Annotated in this window: 16 protein-coding genes and 2 pseudogenes; 6 read left to right on the top strand and 12 right to left on the bottom strand. The window is 68.6% G+C overall.

Annotated elements, in window-relative coordinates; genetic code table 11:
- Positions 1–34: 34 nt before the first annotated feature.
- From ACYQ2W_RS02640 to ACYQ2W_RS02610, 7 genes and pseudogenes are all read right to left on the bottom strand, one after another.
- Complete coding sequence (locus ACYQ2W_RS02640) at positions 35–703, bottom strand: 3-oxoacyl-[acyl-carrier-protein] synthase III C-terminal domain-containing protein (protein ID WP_459863038.1); 669 nt, start codon at positions 701–703, stop codon at positions 35–37.
- A gap of 11 nt (positions 704–714) precedes the next feature.
- Positions 715–1,080, bottom strand: coding sequence for a beta-ketoacyl-[acyl-carrier-protein] synthase family protein (locus tag ACYQ2W_RS02635; RefSeq protein WP_459863037.1), 366 nt, complete (start codon positions 1,078–1,080; stop codon positions 715–717).
- 28 nt (positions 1,081–1,108) lie between these two features.
- Positions 1,109–2,470 (bottom strand): non-ribosomal peptide synthetase, encoded by a 1,362-nt coding sequence (locus ACYQ2W_RS02630; protein ID WP_459863036.1) that lies wholly within the window; start codon positions 2,468–2,470, stop codon positions 1,109–1,111.
- Positions 2,471–2,504: 34 nt separating this feature from the next.
- Positions 2,505–3,617 (bottom strand): hypothetical protein, encoded by a 1,113-nt coding sequence (locus tag ACYQ2W_RS02625; protein ID WP_459863035.1) that lies wholly within the window; start codon positions 3,615–3,617, stop codon positions 2,505–2,507.
- 157 nt (positions 3,618–3,774) lie between these two features.
- Positions 3,775–4,269 (bottom strand): annotated as a pseudogene (locus ACYQ2W_RS02620) (DUF3419 family protein); the annotation flags it as partial.
- A 50-nt stretch (positions 4,270–4,319) separates the two neighbouring features.
- On the bottom strand, positions 4,320–4,868 hold the full coding sequence (locus ACYQ2W_RS02615) for an acyl-homoserine-lactone synthase (protein ID WP_459863082.1): 549 nt from the start codon (positions 4,866–4,868) through the stop codon (positions 4,320–4,322).
- Positions 4,869–4,979: 111 nt separating this feature from the next.
- Positions 4,980–5,366 carry a DUF4902 domain-containing protein gene (locus ACYQ2W_RS02610; RefSeq protein WP_459863034.1) on the bottom strand — a complete coding sequence of 129 codons (387 nt, stop codon included), beginning with the start codon at positions 5,364–5,366 and terminating at the stop codon, positions 4,980–4,982.
- Between the two features lie 119 nt (positions 5,367–5,485).
- On the opposite strand from ACYQ2W_RS02610, the gene ACYQ2W_RS02605 reads away from it, so the two are divergent.
- Positions 5,486–6,196, top strand: coding sequence for a LuxR family transcriptional regulator (locus ACYQ2W_RS02605; RefSeq protein ID WP_459863033.1), 711 nt, complete (start codon positions 5,486–5,488; stop codon positions 6,194–6,196).
- Positions 6,197–6,242: 46 nt separating this feature from the next.
- On the opposite strand, the pseudogene ACYQ2W_RS02600 reads toward ACYQ2W_RS02605, so the two are convergent.
- Positions 6,243–6,536: pseudogene (locus ACYQ2W_RS02600) on the bottom strand (GTP-binding protein); the annotation flags it as partial.
- Positions 6,537–6,838: 302 nt separating this feature from the next.
- On the opposite strand from ACYQ2W_RS02600, the gene ACYQ2W_RS02595 reads away from it, so the two are divergent.
- From ACYQ2W_RS02595 to ACYQ2W_RS02575, 5 genes are all read left to right on the top strand, one after another.
- Positions 6,839–8,455 carry a FecR family protein gene (locus ACYQ2W_RS02595; RefSeq protein ID WP_459863032.1) on the top strand — a complete coding sequence of 539 codons (1,617 nt, stop codon included), beginning with the start codon at positions 6,839–6,841 and terminating at the stop codon, positions 8,453–8,455.
- Positions 8,456–8,498: 43 nt separating this feature from the next.
- Positions 8,499–10,766: a CHASE2 domain-containing protein gene (locus ACYQ2W_RS02590; protein ID WP_459863031.1), complete on the top strand. Its 2,268-nt coding sequence runs from the start codon at positions 8,499–8,501 to the stop codon at positions 10,764–10,766.
- Between the two features lie 27 nt (positions 10,767–10,793).
- A complete protein-coding gene (locus ACYQ2W_RS02585; protein ID WP_459863030.1) occupies positions 10,794–11,495 on the top strand; it encodes a response regulator transcription factor in 702 nt (233 codons plus the stop codon).
- A 135-nt stretch (positions 11,496–11,630) separates the two neighbouring features.
- Entirely contained in the window at positions 11,631–12,407 is a 777-nt protein-coding gene (locus ACYQ2W_RS02580) for a response regulator transcription factor (RefSeq protein WP_459863029.1), read from the top strand.
- Between the two features lie 101 nt (positions 12,408–12,508).
- Positions 12,509–14,368 carry an SPOR domain-containing protein gene (locus ACYQ2W_RS02575; RefSeq protein WP_459863027.1) on the top strand — a complete coding sequence of 620 codons (1,860 nt, stop codon included), beginning with the start codon at positions 12,509–12,511 and terminating at the stop codon, positions 14,366–14,368.
- Between the two features lie 151 nt (positions 14,369–14,519).
- Here ACYQ2W_RS02575 and ACYQ2W_RS02570 read toward each other — a convergent pair whose 3' ends face one another.
- From ACYQ2W_RS02570 to ureE, 4 genes are all read right to left on the bottom strand, one after another.
- Positions 14,520–14,885 (bottom strand): hypothetical protein, encoded by a 366-nt coding sequence (locus ACYQ2W_RS02570; protein ID WP_459863026.1) that lies wholly within the window; start codon positions 14,883–14,885, stop codon positions 14,520–14,522.
- A 2-nt stretch (positions 14,886–14,887) separates the two neighbouring features.
- A complete protein-coding gene (gene ureG / locus ACYQ2W_RS02565) occupies positions 14,888–15,499 on the bottom strand; it encodes an urease accessory protein UreG (RefSeq protein ID WP_459863025.1) in 612 nt (203 codons plus the stop codon).
- Between the two features lie 138 nt (positions 15,500–15,637).
- On the bottom strand, positions 15,638–16,327 hold the full coding sequence (locus ACYQ2W_RS02560) for an urease accessory protein UreF (protein ID WP_459863024.1): 690 nt from the start codon (positions 16,325–16,327) through the stop codon (positions 15,638–15,640).
- Between the two features lie 307 nt (positions 16,328–16,634).
- Positions 16,635–17,078 (bottom strand): urease accessory protein UreE, encoded by a 444-nt coding sequence (ureE, locus tag ACYQ2W_RS02555; protein WP_459863023.1) that lies wholly within the window; start codon positions 17,076–17,078, stop codon positions 16,635–16,637.
- Positions 17,079–17,118: the final 40 nt, after the last annotated feature.

The raw sequence follows: 17,118 nt of genomic DNA, 5'->3' as shown, positions 1-17,118 counted from the left end.
GGCCACCGCGTCGAACCGACGCGACAGTCCCCTTTCAGTAGATGAAGCTGTAGGCGCAGAACGACATGCCGGCGCTGCCCACCCAGCCGACCAAACGGTCGCCGCGGCCGACCCGCCCCGCCTCGATCGACGAGGCGATCGCCGCCGGCACCGAGGCGGAGACGACGTTTCCGGTCCGCCCGTAGATGTGCCACACGCGGTCTCCGATCCCCACCTCCTCGGCCATCTTCGACCACTCCCGCTGGGAGGAGGCGTGGGTGTAGACCGCGGCGATCTCCTCCTTGGGGACGTCCAGACGGCGATAGACCTCGAGGATCTCGGGGTTCCCCTCGGTGTGCAGGTCGAAGCCGAAGGAGGTGAAGCGGCCGACACCGTTGCGGGCGATCCGGTCGGAACCGCCGCCATACCCCTCGTGTCCGTGGATCGGGATGTTGCACAGGTCCGCCAGGTCCGGCCGCGAGCGGTACTCGAAGCGCCACGGATGTGTCTCCTCCGCCTCGACCACGGTGGCCGTCGCCGCCTCGCCGAGGGTGAACGAGGGGAAGGTCCACTCCACCGCGTCCACCGAGGGGAGATTGAACACCGCGGGATAGATCGCGCCGCCGTGGTACATGTTGAACTCGGCGTTCACCACCAGCGCGCGGCGATAGTCGGAGGAGCGGAACAGCGCCTGCACCAGCTGCATCGCGCGCGTCCAACTCATACAGGCGTCAATCACGTCGAAGCAGTGGGCGTGGGCGAGCCCCAGCGCCGCCGCCACGTGATAGGCCCCCCCCCCGGCTCGAGGAAGCCGCGGCCGATACCGACGTAGACCACCACGTCGATCTGGTGCGCACCGACCCCCGCCTCGGCCAGCGCCGACTCGACCGCCGAGACCACGAAGTCGATCGGGCGCTCACCCTCGCCCAACCAGTGGCGGGTATTCGAGCCCGAATAGCGCAGATAGAAACGGATCCGTTTGAGCGCCTCTTCAAGGTCGTCGCCGAGCGACCCGCAACTGTGCTCGGCGACCAGTTCCAACACATCGTCGTTGCTCACCACCCGGGACGGGAAGGCGGCCTTTACCGACTCGATTCTCATTCCATGCACTCCTGACCGCGCCGCGGCTTCAATGGGCCGCGGCCCGGTCGTAGCTGTTGGTGATGTGATCGACCAGCTCACCGATCGATTTGGAGTCCCAGATCCACTCGTCGGGGATCTCGTAGCCGAGCCAGTCGCCGATGTCGGTATGCAGCTCCAGCATGTCCAGGGAACTCACCCCGTAGTGGGCGAGCGAGCGGGCCATCTCCACTTCCCGGGAGTCGATCTGCTTGACCCGGGCAACCGAACCCAGCACCCGCTCGCCGATGGAGACCCGGATCAGCTCGGACATCGACCCCTCCCCCTTGCGGGCCGGCGACGGGGCCGGGGCGGGTGCCGGGGCGCGCCAGGTGGCGATCGCCGGCAGCTCGCCGCGCAGGTAGAGATCGCGGCACGCCGCCCGCTGGATCTTGCCGCTGGAGGTCTTCGGGATGGTTCCGGTCTTGATGACCAGGATCTCCGCCACGTCGATGCCGTGGAGCACGGCGATCTCCTCGCGCACCCGCTCCAGGACCTGCGGATAGCCGACCGAATCGTCGAAATAGCGCTTCCGCTCGACCACCACCACCAACTGCTCGCCAGCGCCGTCGTCGACCGAGAACGCGGCGCTGAAGCCGGGCCGCAGCAGCGGGTGGGACTCCTCCACCGTCGCCTCGATATCCTGGGGATAGACGAAGGCGGCGGGGGACATCAACACACAGTGGAAGCCCTGGAAGACCGGCTGGAGGATGCCGAACACCTGGCCGAAGTCGTGGTAGTGGGGCAGCCACGAGACCATCACGCTGCCCTCCGTGGTGCCCCACGCCTCGACGATCTCACGCGCCTGGGCGAGCACCGGGCGGTGGCTCAACACCACCCCTTTCGGGTCGGAGGTGGAACCCGAGGTGTACTGCAGGTAGGCCACCGTTTCCCCGCCGATGGCGGGCCTCTGCCAATCGTCCGCCGCGCCTCCTGCCAACTCGTCGGTGGCCAGCCACTCCATCGCCGGGATCGCCTCGGCGTGCGACCAGCTGTCCCGGTACTTGTCGATCACCGGCCGGGTGGAGAGCGCCCAGCGCGCGCCGCAATCCCGCGCCACCTTGCCGATCATCGCGATCTTGCGCCGGTTCTGCGGCGAGTATAGGGGCACGGCGATCACCCCCGCATAGAGGCAGGCGAAAAACGCCACGACGTAGTCGACCCCCTGCGGGTAGAGCAGCAGCGCACGCTCCCCCGGAGTGGCCACCCGGACGAGCGCCGCCGCCACCGCCCGCGCGCGCCGGTCCAGCTCGCCGAAGGTGACGCTCTCCAGCTCCTCCTCGCCGTTGTGCAGAAAGGTGAACGCCCGTTGCGCGGGAATCCGTAGCGCGTTGCCGCGCAGCACGTCGACCCAGGTATCCATCTCATTCATGACCCATCCTCCCTATTCACTTGTTCCCTGTTCCCTAAGGAATGATCAACGGCTCACCCAGCATGAAGGCATCCAGCGCGGGGGTGATGCTGAACCGCGACGGCGGGTGGAAGGCCAGCGCGCGGCACGCCGACAACAGGGTGCTCACCTCGTTGGACTCCAGATAGCTCACCCCGCCGAGCAGCTCGGCGGCGTGCTGGGTGATCCGCTCGATCGCCTGCTGGGTGCCGTAGCGCACGTAGAGCGCGCGCGCCACGTCGATCTCCTCGTCATGGCCTCCCATGATGGAGGTGGCGACCCCCTCGATCGCCATCATCGTCGACTCGGTCTGGGTGATCAGCGCCATCCGCTCGGTCTCGTTGCCGCGATTGTGCTGCAGCACCCGCTCGACCAGCGCGCTCGCCGCCCCCAGATAGGCGGAGGAGACGAAACACTCGAACCACAGAAAGGCGGTCGACAGGGCCTCGTTCAACTGGTCCGGGCCACCGAAGTAGGAGATGTATTCGTCACCGACGAAGACCCGCTCGAGCACCACCTCGTTGTTCTCCGCCCCCATCAGGATCTGATCGTTGCCGTATTCCAGGACGGTGATCCCGGGGGTGTCGGCGGGAATGGTGACCAGCGCCAGCTCCTCCCCGCCGCCCTCCTTGGCCGGCAGCAACACGCTGGCGGTGAGAAAATCCATCGACTCCGAGAGGCTGACCGGCTTCTTTCGGCCGCTCAGCAGCCACCCGCCCTCGGCGCGCTCGATCTCCATCGACGGGCGGAGGATGCTCTTGCGCGGCTGCCCGTCGGCAAACCCGGAGGCCAGATAGAGTCCGTTTTCGGCGATGCTCTTGAGCAACTCCGCGGTGGCCTCGCAGGGGGGGACCGCGGCGACGGTACAGCTGTGCATGTTGGTCGCCAGGGCCAACGACGGCGAGCGGCTCGCCATCGCCCGCTGCAACCGCACCATCTGCAACTGGTTGGCCTGTTTTCCTCCGTACTCCGCGGACACCAGCAGAGCGGGGCCGCCGAACTCCCGGAACAGCGCGATCCCCGGATTCCCTTTCGACTCCATCTCCAGCAGGGGGATCTCCCGCAACCGCGCATCGAAGCCCGGCATCAACGCCTCGAGGGTGTCCCGCTCCCGTTTCAGAAAATTCATCTCCACCTTCCTTTTTTCCTTTGCTCAAGCGCCCACCGACGCGACTTCCAGCGTGTAGACAAATGAGATGTCGTTGTGGGTGAGACGGTCGCTCATCGTCCCGTCCCGCGACATCCGGTGACCCATCGCGCTCGGAATGCGATAGCGCGCGCCACAACCAGCCGTTGATCGACGAGGCGTAGATCCGGCGCTGTTCGGCCAGGGTGGTCGCCGCGAAGATCCGCCGGAACGCGCGCCCGTACAGCAGGCGCAGCATCGGGGCGGCGAAGCGCACGTAGAACTGCTCGTGGCGCCCGGCGAACAGCACGCCCGCCTCGATCGCCTTGCGATGCCGCTCGAAGTAGGCCGCTGCCCGCGGCGTCAGCTCCCCCTTCAATTCATCGAAAATGGCCCAGCGCTCCGCGCACGCATCGACCCCGAAAAACGCCAGCCCCTTGTCGTAGTCCAGGGCGCGTATCGCGGCGAGCTTCAGCTCCAGCAGATAGCTCTGTCCCGGCGAGAAATCGACGGAGGTCAACCGCCCGGGGTTCGCCACCAACAGGCTCAACGACCGGCAACCGCTGCCGGTCACGCTCAACACCTCGTCGCCTTCGCCCACCGAGAGGGCCTGGAGTTCGGAGTTGGAGTCCTCGTCGCAGGTGCTGTAAAGGATTCACTTCTCCGGCGCCTGCATCTCCGCCACATCGTCCATGTCCACCTCCATCAGACCGTCTCGATCATGCAGGCGACAAGCGGGTGACCATCGACCACCATCGGCGGGCCCGCACGGTGGGCGCGGAAGCCGGCTCGTCGCAACAGCCGCTCCACCCCGATGGGGGAGACGGTGATCAGACGCTTGGCGCCGCGGGCGGCCGCGCACGCGATCGCCTCGCGCAGCAGGCTGACGGCGATCGGCGAGGAGAACTGGCCGGCGGGAGAGACGGGTGCGTTATACAGGTCGGCCGCGGCGAAACGGGAGAGTTCCCACACCTCCGGGGAACAGGGCGGCGGAGCGCCGTTGAGCAGCACAGGGAAGACCTCCCCGGGCAGATAGGGTCGGGTGGTCGGCAGCAGTCTCGCGCAACCGATCACCCGCTGCTCGTCGTCGCGTGCGACGACGTAGACGGTATCGGGCCGATCGAACTGATCCAGCTCCTCCCCGTTCTCCACATGCAGTTTCCAACCGAGACGTTCGACGAACAACTCGCGGCGATAACGGGAAACTTGAGAATAAACCCCATGTGGCAGGCCCGTCCGGGCCCCGGATACCATGTCCATGGTCAACCCCTGTTTGTTGGAGAAAAACGTGGGGTTATTCCAGTGGAGATAAAGTCTTTATGTAACTGTCAGTCTTGTCAGGTTGCGGGAAAATTCGGCGGTGTGCTAGGAATAACGGGCGCGGATCGCTTCGGCGGTCTCCGCCTGCCACTCGATGGAATCGATGATCGATTCGATCAACGTATCGCTGGCGAGCTGGCCGATATCGCGCTGAAGGGCATCGAGCAGCATCACGTTGCTTCGCGGCGCCCCGACGCGCTCATAACGCGCCCGCTCATCAGCCAGCGACAGCCGCCAGTCCCAACCCAACGAAATGGCCGGTTTGGTGAGACTCACCCATTCGGTATAACCGGAGATCTCACACCGCCGATCCACCCCGAGTGCGAGGTTCGGCCCCTCCTCGTCCAGCCCGGAGAGCGCATGGACCAAAAGTGTACTCCGCACCTCGGTAAGCGATAATCTTATATAGCCGTCTTCCGATACGGTAAGCATGGTGTCATCCCGCCGGTTAACCCTCCGGGGAAGGTACCGAAGAGTCTTCGTCGGGAGTAGTGTAAAATCTATCAGGGTGGACGTGCCATCCACCCCGTGTCGTGTCAAGGAAGAATCCGATGGAAGGCTGGCGAGAAGAGCAGCTCCACGCGCTGCTGACCCTTGCTGACGAACAGGAGCTGTTCGATGTGCTCACCCGGCTGGCCCACGGCCTCGGCTTCGAGTACTGCGCCTACGGACTGCGTACGCCGCTACCTGCATCCCGACCGCGGGTCGTACTGCTCAACAACTACCCCACGGAATGGCAGAGCCGCTACCAGGAGATGGGCTACCTCTCCATCGATCCGACCGTCGTTCACGGAATGCGTTCGTCGCTCCCGCTGCTATGGACCGATGACACCTTCGCCTCGGCCCGCGCGCTGTGGGAGGACGCCCACTCCTTCGGCCTGCGCTACGGCTGGGCGCAGTCGAGCCGCGACGCCTCCGGGGTGGGCGGACTGTTGACCCTGGCACGCTCCGACGGGCCGCTCACGGAACAGGAACTGCGTACCAAGGCCCCGCGGATGATCTGGCTCACGCAGCTCGCCCACATCGGCATGTCGCGCTGCATCACCCCCAAACTGCTGCCCGACGTGAGCCCCCACCTCACCGACCGGGAGCTCACCGTGTTGCGCTGGACCGCTGACGGTAAAACCTCCAGCGACATCGCCGAAATCCTCAACATCAGCGAACGGACCGTCAATTTCCATATCAACAACGCCGTGGAGAAACTGGGCACCGCCAACAAACTCGCCGCGGCGGTCAAGGCCGCGGTGCTGGGGATGTTGTAGGAGAGCGCCTCCAAGCCTCCCGCGGCGACGTGAGCGGGGTCGCCACCACCCGCCTCGCGTCGCGTTCCATCACCTCCCGCGAGGCGCCGACATTAAGGGGCGAGATCGATCTCGTTGATCACCAGCAGATCGGAGCGGGTGATGCCGGGGCCCCCTTGCGCGGGATCTTCTCCCCCTCGACGACGTCGATGACGTAGACGGTGAGATCGGCCAACTCCGGACTGAAGGTGGCCGAGAGGTTGTCGCCGCCGCTCTCGACGAATACCACCTGGAGGGCGGGGAAGCGACTCGATAGGTTCTCCACCGCCGCGAGGTTCATCGAGGCGTCCTCGCGGATCGCGGGGCGATATTGTACACCTGGAGCGTGGGCGAAATGCGACCACGCGGAAGGGGCAACGAGCACCCCATGAAATAACGTTGACGTTAATAAGCGATTCAAGACAAAACCCCACCCTTTACCCCATAATGACTTTCTCTTAACGAAACCGTTGCGCTTCGGCGGAACCGTCTCCGGACCTCGAGTCCACCCCGTCCACGCCCGACGAACCCGCGGCAGCGGCGGCGCCGGAGGCTTCCTCGCACCGGAGACGGATTCTCCACCCGATGCCTGACACCTGACGTCCGAATGGAGCAGAAGCAGACGTGAGAAACAGCGCCTTTTCGACCGCCGTCCTAGCCATCGCGGCGACCCTGCTGATGACCTCCCCCCCCTCCGCCCGGGGAGAGGAGGTGCGTTACCACATGAAGCCCGGCGACACCCTGATCGGCCTCGGCTACCGCCTGCTGCGCGATCCCGGCGATTGGCGCGAGGTCCGCCGCATCAACCGGATCAAGGACCCCTACCGCATCCCGGTGGGCAGCACGCTGCGCATTCCCGAGGAGATGCTGAATACCGAGCGGCGCACCGCCCGGGTGGTAACGAGCACCGGCGAGAGCGAGGTGAACGGCCAGCCGGCCGCCCCCGGCACCCTTCTCGGCGAGGGCGACCGGCTCCACACCGGCGAGGGACACGTGATCCTGCGCCTGCCCGACGGTTCGAAGCTGGTCCTGCCGGCCCGCTCCGAGGCGCGGATGGAGCGTCTGCGCGGCTACCGCGGGATGGAGGGAACCGAGGTCGGGATCGGCCTCGAGCGCGGCCGCGTCGAGTCGCAGGTGCAGCCCCAGAACCGCTCCGGCGCCCGCTACCGGGTCGACACCCCCACCGCGGTGATCGGGGTGCGCGGCACCGGCTTCCGCGTCGCCACCGATGGGCGCGACGGCGCCAGCCGGGCGGAGGTGACCAAGGGGCGGGTCGCGGTGAGCGGAACCGGGCGGCGCGCCGCGGCGACGGCGGTGGACGCCGGCTACGGACTGGTGGTGAGCGCCGCCGGCGAGGTCCCGCCGACCCCCGTCAAGCTGCTCCCCGCCCCCGCCACCGAGGGGCTCCCGACGCTTTTCCAGCAGCCGGTGGTCAGTTTCACGCCGCCGCCGCTGGAGGGGGCCGAGGGGTGGCGGGTCCAGGTCACCGTCGACCGTCCCGACGCGCCGGTGCTGGCGGACCGCCCGTTCACCCGCGAACAGCCGATCCGCATCGCCGGCCTGGAGGACGGCGACTATCTGCTGCTCATCCGCGGCATCGACACCCACGGACTGGAGGGGCACGACGCCACCCACCCGTTCCGCCTCAAGGCACGCCCCGAGCCCCCCTTCCTCTCGGCGCCGGTGGACGGCGCCAAGGTCAACACCGGCGCCTCCCGCCTGCGCTGGACCGGCGCCCCGGAGGCGGCCCGCTACCGGCTGCGCATCGGCACCGACGAATCGCTCGCCACACCGCAGGTGGCAGAGGACGCACTGACCCGCACCGACTACGACGCCGACCTTCCCCCCGGCACCTACTACTGGCGCATGGCCTCGGTCCGCGACGACGGCGACGTCGGACCGTGGTCGCCCACCGCGCGCTTCATCGTGCGCCCGCTCCCCGACGCGCCGCAGGCCGCGGTGCTCGACGAGGATTCGATGCACTTCCGCTGGAACGGCGAGGCGCAGCAACGGTTCGAGTACCAGCTCGCCGACGACCGCCACTTCGCCAACGTGGTGGCCGAAGGCGAGGTGGCGCAGCCGCGCGTCACCCTGCCGCTGCCCGTTGCCGGCGCCTACTGGCTGCGGGTGCGCAGTATCGACCCCGACGGCTTCACCAGTCCCTGGTCCGGGGCCCAGAAGAGCATCGTCCCCTCCGATTTCGAATGGTGGCTGGTGCTGACGCTGCTGTTCGCCCTGTGAGGCCCGCGCGGTGAGGCCCGGAGCGCCCGGCTCGACGCGGACGGTGGTCGAATGGCTGGCGGTGACCGCGCTCTGCGCGGGATTCGCCGCCGCCGCCACCGCCCAGGGCTGGCTGTGGCGGCTCGACCAGGTGTTCTACGACTCCTTCCTGCTGCAGCGCGATCAGCCCGCGCCGCGGGACGTGGTGATCGTCGCCATCGACGACCGCAGCCTGGAGGAGATCGGCCGTTGGCCGTGGAACCGCGCGGTCCACGCGCTGCTCCTCCAGCGCCTGACCGAGGCGGGGAGCGCCGCGGTGGCGCTCGACATCATCCTCAGCGAGCCGTCCGACGGCGACGGGGACGCCGTCCTCGCCGCGGCGATCGCCGCCCACGGCAAGGTGGTGCTGCCGGTGATCCACGCCGCCTACGGCGCCCGCGGCGACGGCGAGGCGCCCCCGCTGCCGCGGTTGGCCGCCGCCGCCGCCGCGGTCGGCCACATCCACATCGAGCTCGACCCCGACGGCATCGCCCGCGGGGTCTACCTGTGGGAGGGATTCCGCACCCCGCGCCGACCGCAACTGGCACTGGCGTTGCTCGGACTGAGCGCCCCGCAGCGCGCCGCCCCCTACCTCGACCTTGTGTTCCCTCCCGACGGGCCGGGCTGGCGCCGCGCCGCGCCGCTGCGCATCCCGTTCGTCGGCCCGCCGGGCACCTTCCGCTACGTATCCTACGTCGACGTGCTGCGTAACGAGGTGCCGCCGGAGCGGCTGCGCGACGCGGTGGTGCTGGTCGGCGCCACCGCCACCGGCATGGGCGACACGGTGCCCACCCCGACCTCGGGGCACGCCCGCCCGATGCCCGGGGTGGAGGTCCACGCGACCATCTTCAATGCGCTGCGCGAAGGCACCGCGATCCATCCCCTGCCCGACCTTCTCGCCGCATCCGCGGCGCTGCTGGCGGTCACCGGGCTGATGCTGGTCATGCTGCGCGCCACCCCCCGCGTCGCCCTCCTCGCCGCCTTCTCCGCCGCCGCCCTCTCCCTGCTCGGCGCGATGCTCCTGCTCCTGGCCGGCCTCTACTGGTTCCCGCCGGTGAGCACCGCCCTCGCCTGCCTGCTCGCCTACCCGCTGTGGAGCTGGCGGCGCCTGGAGAGCGCCGGGCGCCATCTCGACGCCGAGCTGCAACTGCTGCGCAGCGCCGACGCCCCCTTCGGGCTCCCCGCCCCCGAAGAGGAGGAACGAGCCACCCCGGACCGCTTCGGCGCGCGCATCGCCGCGGTGCGCAACGCCGCCAGCAGCCGCCGCGTCCTGCAGCGCTTCATCGCCCAGGTGCTCGACGGCCTGCCGGTGGGCTGCGTGGTGCTCGATCCGGACGGCGTGGTGCGCCTCGCCAACCGCGAGGCCCATCAGCTCCTCGCCACCCGCAACCCGCTACAGGTACGCAAGGCGCTCGCCAGGCTGGAGCCCGACATCGCGCAGGCCCACGCCCTCGGCGACGCCGAGCAGCGCGAGGTCGAGCTGCCCGACGGCCGCACGCTGCTGCTCAGCGGCGCACCGCTACCTGCCGAAGACGGCCGCCGGCTGGGCACCCTGGTGGGACTGATGGAGATCACCGCGGTGCGCGCAGCGCAGCGCAGCCGCGAGGAGACCCTCTACTTCCTCTCTCACGACCTGCGCACCCCGCTGACCGCGATCCTCTCCCTGCTCACCAACCCCGCCCCGCCGCACGACGCCCCGCAGCGGCTGGAGCGGCGCACCCGTTCCGCCCTGCGCCTGCTCGACGACCTCTTCCGCATGGTGCGCGCCGAAAACATCAAGGCGACCGACCTGCAGACCCTGGCGCTCGAAGCGCTGATCCAGGACGCCGTGGAGGAGGTGTGGGACACCGCCCGCGAAAAGGGGATCACCCTCACCACCCCGCCGTTGAGCGGGGAAGAGGAGGCGCCCCCGCTGGTGCGCGGCGAGAGCGACCTGCTGACCCGCGCGCTGGCCAACCTGCTGACCAACGCGGTGAAATACACGCCACCCGACGGGCGGGTCGACATCGCCCTGGAGGCGAGCGCGGAGCACTGGGTGATCCATGTGCGCGACAGCGGCATCGGCATCTCCGACGAGCTGCAGGCGCGCCTGTTTCTCCCCTTCTCGCGCCTGCCCACGGAGGAGAACCGGCGCGTCGGCGGCGTCGGCCTCGGACTGCGCATGGTGCGCGCGGTCGCCGAGCGCCACGGCGGATCGGTGGAAGTCGCATCGACCCCCGGCGCGGGGAGCCGTTTCACCCTCCGCCTCCCGAAGGCGCGCGAGCCGGCGCACGCCAGTGCGCCGGCTACCTGATCATCCAGGATGCAGCGGATCCATCCCATGAACGACGCAGCCCCCCTACGCATCTACTACGTCGAGGACGACGCCGACCAGCGCGAGGGCATCGCCGCCACCCTCGGCGAGCACGGCTTCGACGTACACGCCTTCTCCGGCTCCCACGAGTTCTACCTCGCGCTGATCGAGCAGCCCTGCCACATCGCCATCCTCGACGTGACCCTGCCCGGCGAGGACGGCTTCAGCATCGCCGCCAACCTGCGCCAGCGCAGCGACATGGGCATCGTCATGCTCACCGCCTGCGGCGCCACCGACGACCGCGTCCACGGCCTGACCCAAGGGGCCGACGCCTATCTGGTGAAGCCGGTGGAACCGCGCGAACTGATCGCCACCCTGGAGGCGCTGGCGCGCCGCCTCGGCGCCCCGCCCGGCGCAACCGGCGGTGAGCGGGAGACCGAGTGGCGACTGACCCTCGACGACTGGCAGCTCACCGCCCCCGGCGGCATCCACATCACCCTTTCCGCCCAGGAGCGCAGCCTGCTGCGCGCACTGATGGCCGAACCGGGGCTACCCCTCTCCCGCGACACCCTCATCGAGGCCCTCGGCCACAGCAGCGACTACTACCTTCCCCACCGCCTCGACATGCTCGTCGGCCGCCTGCGCCGCAAAGTGCTCGAAGCGGCCGGCGCACCGCTACCGCTGAAGGCGGTGCGCGGCGTCGGCTTCGCCTTCTCGCCGAAGAGCTGAACTCACTTCTCCCGACCCGTTTTCTTACTATTACGTGAGCATTTCGTGAGTGAAGCGAAATGAAGCGTGAATGAAAGTTGAACGCGCTCTGAATACCTTGTAGGCCGGCCACTACCGCTACCTAGGGAGAGAGACGTGGACAGACTTCAACCCCAACGAATCCTGCTGGTGGACAGCAACGAGCCGCAGCGCCGCCGCCTCGCCACCCCCCTTGCCAACCACGGCTACGTCGTCGAAGAGGTGCATGAGGGCGCCCACCTGATCGCCCTGATGCGCTCCCTGCACCAGTACGACGCCGTGCTGCTCGAACTGGAGCTGTGCGACGAGGACGGACTGGCCCTCCTGCGCAAGCTGCGCGACTGGTCGGACCTGCCGGTGATCATCGTCTCCTCGCTCCACGACGAAGCGCGGCGCGTCGCCGCCTTCGAGCTCGGCGCCGACGACTTCGTACCCCGGCCCTACTTCGAGCGCGAGCTGCTACTGCGCCTGAAGCGCCTGCTGCACAGCCGCCAGGAGCAGCAGCCGAAGGTGATCAAGATCGGCCCGCTGACCCTCGACCACCGCCGCCGCGAAGTGACCGTCACCCCCGCCGGCGCGCTCAACCTGACCGCCTCGGAATTCGACCTGCTCGCGGTGCTGATGCAGGCGCGGGGAGAGATCGTCAGCCGCCTGCGCCTTGCCGAACGGGTGGGCCGCGAATTCGAAGGGAGCAGCCCCGAATCGATCGCCGTGCTGATCTATCGGCTGCGCCGCAAGCTCGCGCAGGTGATCGACGGCGCCGAGAACCAGGTCATCGTCACCGTCCCCCGCTTCGGCTACCGGCTCAGCATCGAGACCCTGCATGAGTGGGAGGAGACCCCGAACCGTCCCGGCTTCGCCGCGTCGCCGCAAGCGTGCGCCGCCGGCCCGTGACACCGATCGCGCGGCCCCATCCCCCCCTGCCCGATCCAAACACCGGCCGCCGATCGACAACGTTGCCAGAGAAGCGAATCACACTTGTCGGAGATATCTTGATGTTTGGCAACAGGAACCGACGCATGCTGCTGGCCGCCGCGATCAGCGGCGCGATCGCCGTGTCCGGCGGCTGCAAGTTCCCCCCTCCTCCCCTGAACAGCGATGAACGCTGCTCCGCGGCGCAGGCCGACGCGGCGGCGGTGCAGGACCCGCTCACCCTCTCCGAGGCGATGGCGCGGGCGCTCAAGTACAACCTCGACAACCGTCTCCGGCGGATGCCACAGGCACCCTCCGAGAGGCACTTCGAGCGGGTGAAGATGGACGTGCTGCCGGTGCTCGCCGCCTCCGCCGCGCTCTACAGCCGCAGCAACACGGACGAACAGGATCGGGGTTGGGGGGCCGCCGACATCCGCCTGACCTGGAACATGCTCGACTTCGGGATCAGCCACCTGCAGGCGGAACAGGCGGCGGAGCGCCAAAAGGCCGCCAAACCGGGGCGGCGGGAGATCACGCTCAAGCTGCTGCGCGAGACCCGCGCGGCCTACTGGCGCGCGGCGGTGATGCAGCGCCTGGAGGGGAAGGTCGAGGCGTTGCTCGAAGACGCCAAGCACACCTTCGCGGACCTGCTGCGGGTCCACGACCGACAGCGCAGCCCGGCGGTCGCCGCGCTGCAGGACCTGCGCGCCCTGCTCGAGGTGGTGCGGCAGCTCGAACAGATGCAGCAGACGGTGAACAACGCCCGGGGGGAGCTGGCTACGCTGATCAACGAGCGTCCCGGGAGGCCCATCGAATTCACCCTGCCCGAGGCGCTTCCCGCCCCGCCGGCGGTACCCGACGCGTTGGAGGAGATGGAGCTGCTCGCGCTGACCGACTCGTCGCAGAACGTCACCGAACGCCGCATCGCGCGCATCGACCAGAAGAAGGCGCGCAAGGCGCTGCTGCGCCTGCTCCCCGGACTGGAGTTTTCCTACGGGGCCAGCTACGACAGCAACCGCGACCGGATCAACGAGGCCTGGGGGCTGGCCGCGATGCGCGTCAGCCGGAACCTCTTCCGCCTGCTCGACAGCGACGAGATCAAAGCGCACGACGAAGCGCGCGAGCAGCTCACCGCCGCTCGCCGCCTCGCCACCGACATGGCGATCATCGCCAAGCTCCACCTCGCCTGGCAGGACTACCGCAACAGCCTCACCCGCCTGCACCGCGCCGCCGAGCGGGAGGCGGTGGACCGCGACGTCACCACACTCAACGCCGAGGCACACACCGCGGCCACCGGCCTGTCGCGCATCCAGAGCGGGGTGCGCGCCCTGCGCTCGTCGATGGGCCGCATGCGCTCCTACGCCGAGACCCAGAACGCCTACGGCAATCTGGTGCTCAGCCTGGGACTCGACCCGGTGCCCGACGACTATCCGCTCGACGCGGTGGACGATCTGGCCTCGCGCCTGGAGCAGGCGTTCGCCGGCTGGGAGCGGTGCGCCCTCCCCGGCGTGGAGAGCGACGCGACACCGATCGGCAGGGCGCCCGCCGTCGCCGCGCAGGTCGAGGAGAAACCGGCCGAAACGCCCGAAGCGGAGGCGCCGGACGCAACGAGCGAATCAGCCGCGCTGACCGAAACGACCGAACCGGAGGCGCCGGCGGGCACCGCAGCGGAACGCGTGGTGCATGCCATCCAGGTCGCCACCTTCATCGAACCGCGCGACGCCGAGATCGAGGTGCGCAGGTGGCGCGCGCGCGGCTACGACGACGCCGCCCGCTACCCGTGGCAGGAGGGGGACGGACCGCTGTGGCAGACGGTACGCATCGGCCGCTACCCGGATAAGCAGACCGCCAACCGCGCCGCCACGGCGTTCCAGGAACGCGAGGGGATCAACGCCATCCCGGTGACGCTCGACACCGCGCGGATCATCGGGGAGGGGGGATGAGGCCGCATAACCTGCATTTCTCACCACCATCCAGAGGGAGCACGCCCCGTCACGGCGGAAGGATGATGCCGCAAACCGATCCGACATCCACACCCCCTCCCGTTTCCACGCTCCGCGTCACGCCGAACGGAGGCACCGGAAGTTCGGCGCGCTACCCCTCGCCGGACGCCCGCCGAATTCGCTCCACGACGAATCCCTCGACCGCCCCGTCGATCCCGGCCGCCCGCCGCGCGAACTCAACGGCAACGCGGGCGACATCGAAAACCCCATCGGCCACCAGGATCGGGGTGGCCGGATGGCGGCCCGGACGGCTGCCGTCGTCGGTACGGGCGTGGTCGTAACCGCGCTCGCGGCGCCAGGTGAGGGTCCGTTCGCGATCCGGCTTGTCGTAGCTCAGCTGAAAACCGACGATGGTCTCCCCCTCGAACCAGACGAAGAGGTCCATCGCCTCGTCCTGGAACCAGCGGCGGCGCGGTTCGCCCGGGATCTGCCGAACCGCCGTGATCTCCCGCAACACGGCTACAACATCCCCTCGCGGACGATGAAATCGATCACCGTCTCGACCCCCTCGCCGCTCTTCAGGTTGGTGAAGACGAAGGGGCGCTCGCCACGCATCCGCCGGGCATCACGCTCCATCACCTCCAGCGAGGCGCCGACGTAGGGGGCGAGGTCGATCTTGTTGATCACCAACAGATCGGAGCGGGTGATGCCGGGACCACCCTTGCGCGGGATCTTCTCCCCCTCGGCGACGTCGATGACGTAGACCGTGAGATCGGCCAACTCCGGGCTGAAGGTGGCCGAGAGGTTGTCGCCGCCGCTCTCGACGAACACCACCTGGAGGGCGGAGAAGCGGCGCGAGAGGTCCTCCACCGCGGCGAGGTTCATGGAGGCGTCCTCGCGGATCGCGGTGTGCGGACAGCCGCCGGTCTCGACGCCGACGATGCGCGCCTCCTCCAGCGCCTCGGCGCGGATCAGGAACTGCGCATCCTCTTGGGTGTAGATGTCGTTGGTCACCACGGCGATGTCGTAGTGGTTACGCAGCCGTTTGCACAGCACCTCCAGCAGCGCGGTCTTGCCGGAGCCCACCGGGCCGCCGACGCCGACCCGCAGGGGTTGTCGCTGATCACTCATCTCAAGAACCTTCTTTCGGGGAAACTCGCCCGCTCACTAAGAACATATGAACCGCAGATTAACGCAGATTGACGCAGATTCTCGCCATCTTGGATCTGCGCCAATCTGCGTTAATCTGCGGTTGGTAATGATTGCCTCTCAGGAACGGAACAGTCGGGTGTATTGGGTCTCGTGGAGGCTGGAGGCGATGGCGGCGGCGGGGGCGGAACCGCCGATCTCGCCGTCTGCGGCCGCCAGCCCCCGCTCCACCGCCGCGGGCAGCCGCTCGGCCAGCCGCGACAACAGCCGCTGGCCGGCGGTCTGGCCCAGCGGGATCAGCTTCACCCCGGCCAGCACCAGGTTCTCCAGCCAGCCCCAGGCGTAACCGAGGGCCGCCTCGCGGGGCGGGATCGACCACGCGACGGCGGCCACCGCGAAACCGGCCAGGGCGCAGCCCTCCAACGGCTCGCGCCAGCTGACCGCGCGCTCGACGCCGAGGTCGCGCAGCAGGGAGACCAGGGCGCGGCCGCGGGCGCGCTCCTCCAGACGCAGCTCGCGGGTCTCGCGGGCGGCCAGCAGCCAGTCGCTCCAGCGGGCGAGTGCTACGCCGTCGCCCACCTCCACCGCGGCCAGCAGGCGGGCAAGCAGCGGCAGATCCACTGCCGTCAGGGTCTCCTCCAGCAGCCCCGCCAGCCAACGCTCCAGGGAGGCCTCATCGCTCACCCAGCCCCGCTCCACTGCCCACTCCAGGCCCTGGGACCAGGTGAAGGCACCGATCGGCAGCGAGGGGCTGACCAGTTGCATCAGGCGCAGCAGCGGGAGTGCGGCAAGAGGGGTTGATGGGTCCATGATTCCGATGGGTCGTGTCGGTGACTGTAGGAGCGGCCCCTAGGAGCCTGTCGGACTATGGGGGATCGAGCCGCGGGAGTGGGAGGGCGGCACCAATTTTTCGAGAATTTGAGGAGAATAGCGAGCTATTTGACGAAAATTTTCGGAAAAGTGGGGCCGTCATCCCGCTTTCGCGGCCGATTCATCCATAGTCCGACAGGCTCCTAGGCCGCGATGACGCCGTATCCACCGCCCACCAAGCCGGTAACCGTGGCACTCCGCACCGATCGCGGCCTAGGGGCCGCTCCTACGGGCATCCCGGCACCCTTCAATGGTGGTGGTGACCGCCGGCCGAGCCGCCATAGGCCCCCGGCTCCGGCTCGAAGGGCGCCTGCTCCACCGCCACCTCGACGCCGAGGCCGCGCAGCAGATCATCCAGCACGTGATCGTGGAGATAGGCGAGCATCCCCTCGCCGATCTGCAACGGCACATGACGGTTGCCGAGGTGGTAGCAGGCGCGGGCAAAGAGATGCGGGTCGTCGCAGCGGGCGATGGAGAGCGTCTCCGCGGCGGCCACCACCCGCACCCTTTCGCCGTTCTCTCCCGCCAACAGCTCTCCTTCTTTCATGGTCGTTCCGCGCGGCAGGAACAACCCCGCCTCGCGCCCGTCGTCCAGGGTCACCCGCAGGCGGCTCTTGATCCGCTGCTCGTAGGGCAGGGTCAGGGTCGTCTGCGCCTCGCCCGCCTCGGCTTTCTCCACCAGTCGAATCATCGATACCTCACCGTCCATCACCGTAGGGCGGATTAGCGAT

Source organism: Endothiovibrio diazotrophicus (genome assembly GCF_054657215.1).
Note: the sequence above shows the minus strand (reverse complement) of the source record. Positions and strands in the feature narration are given on the sequence as shown.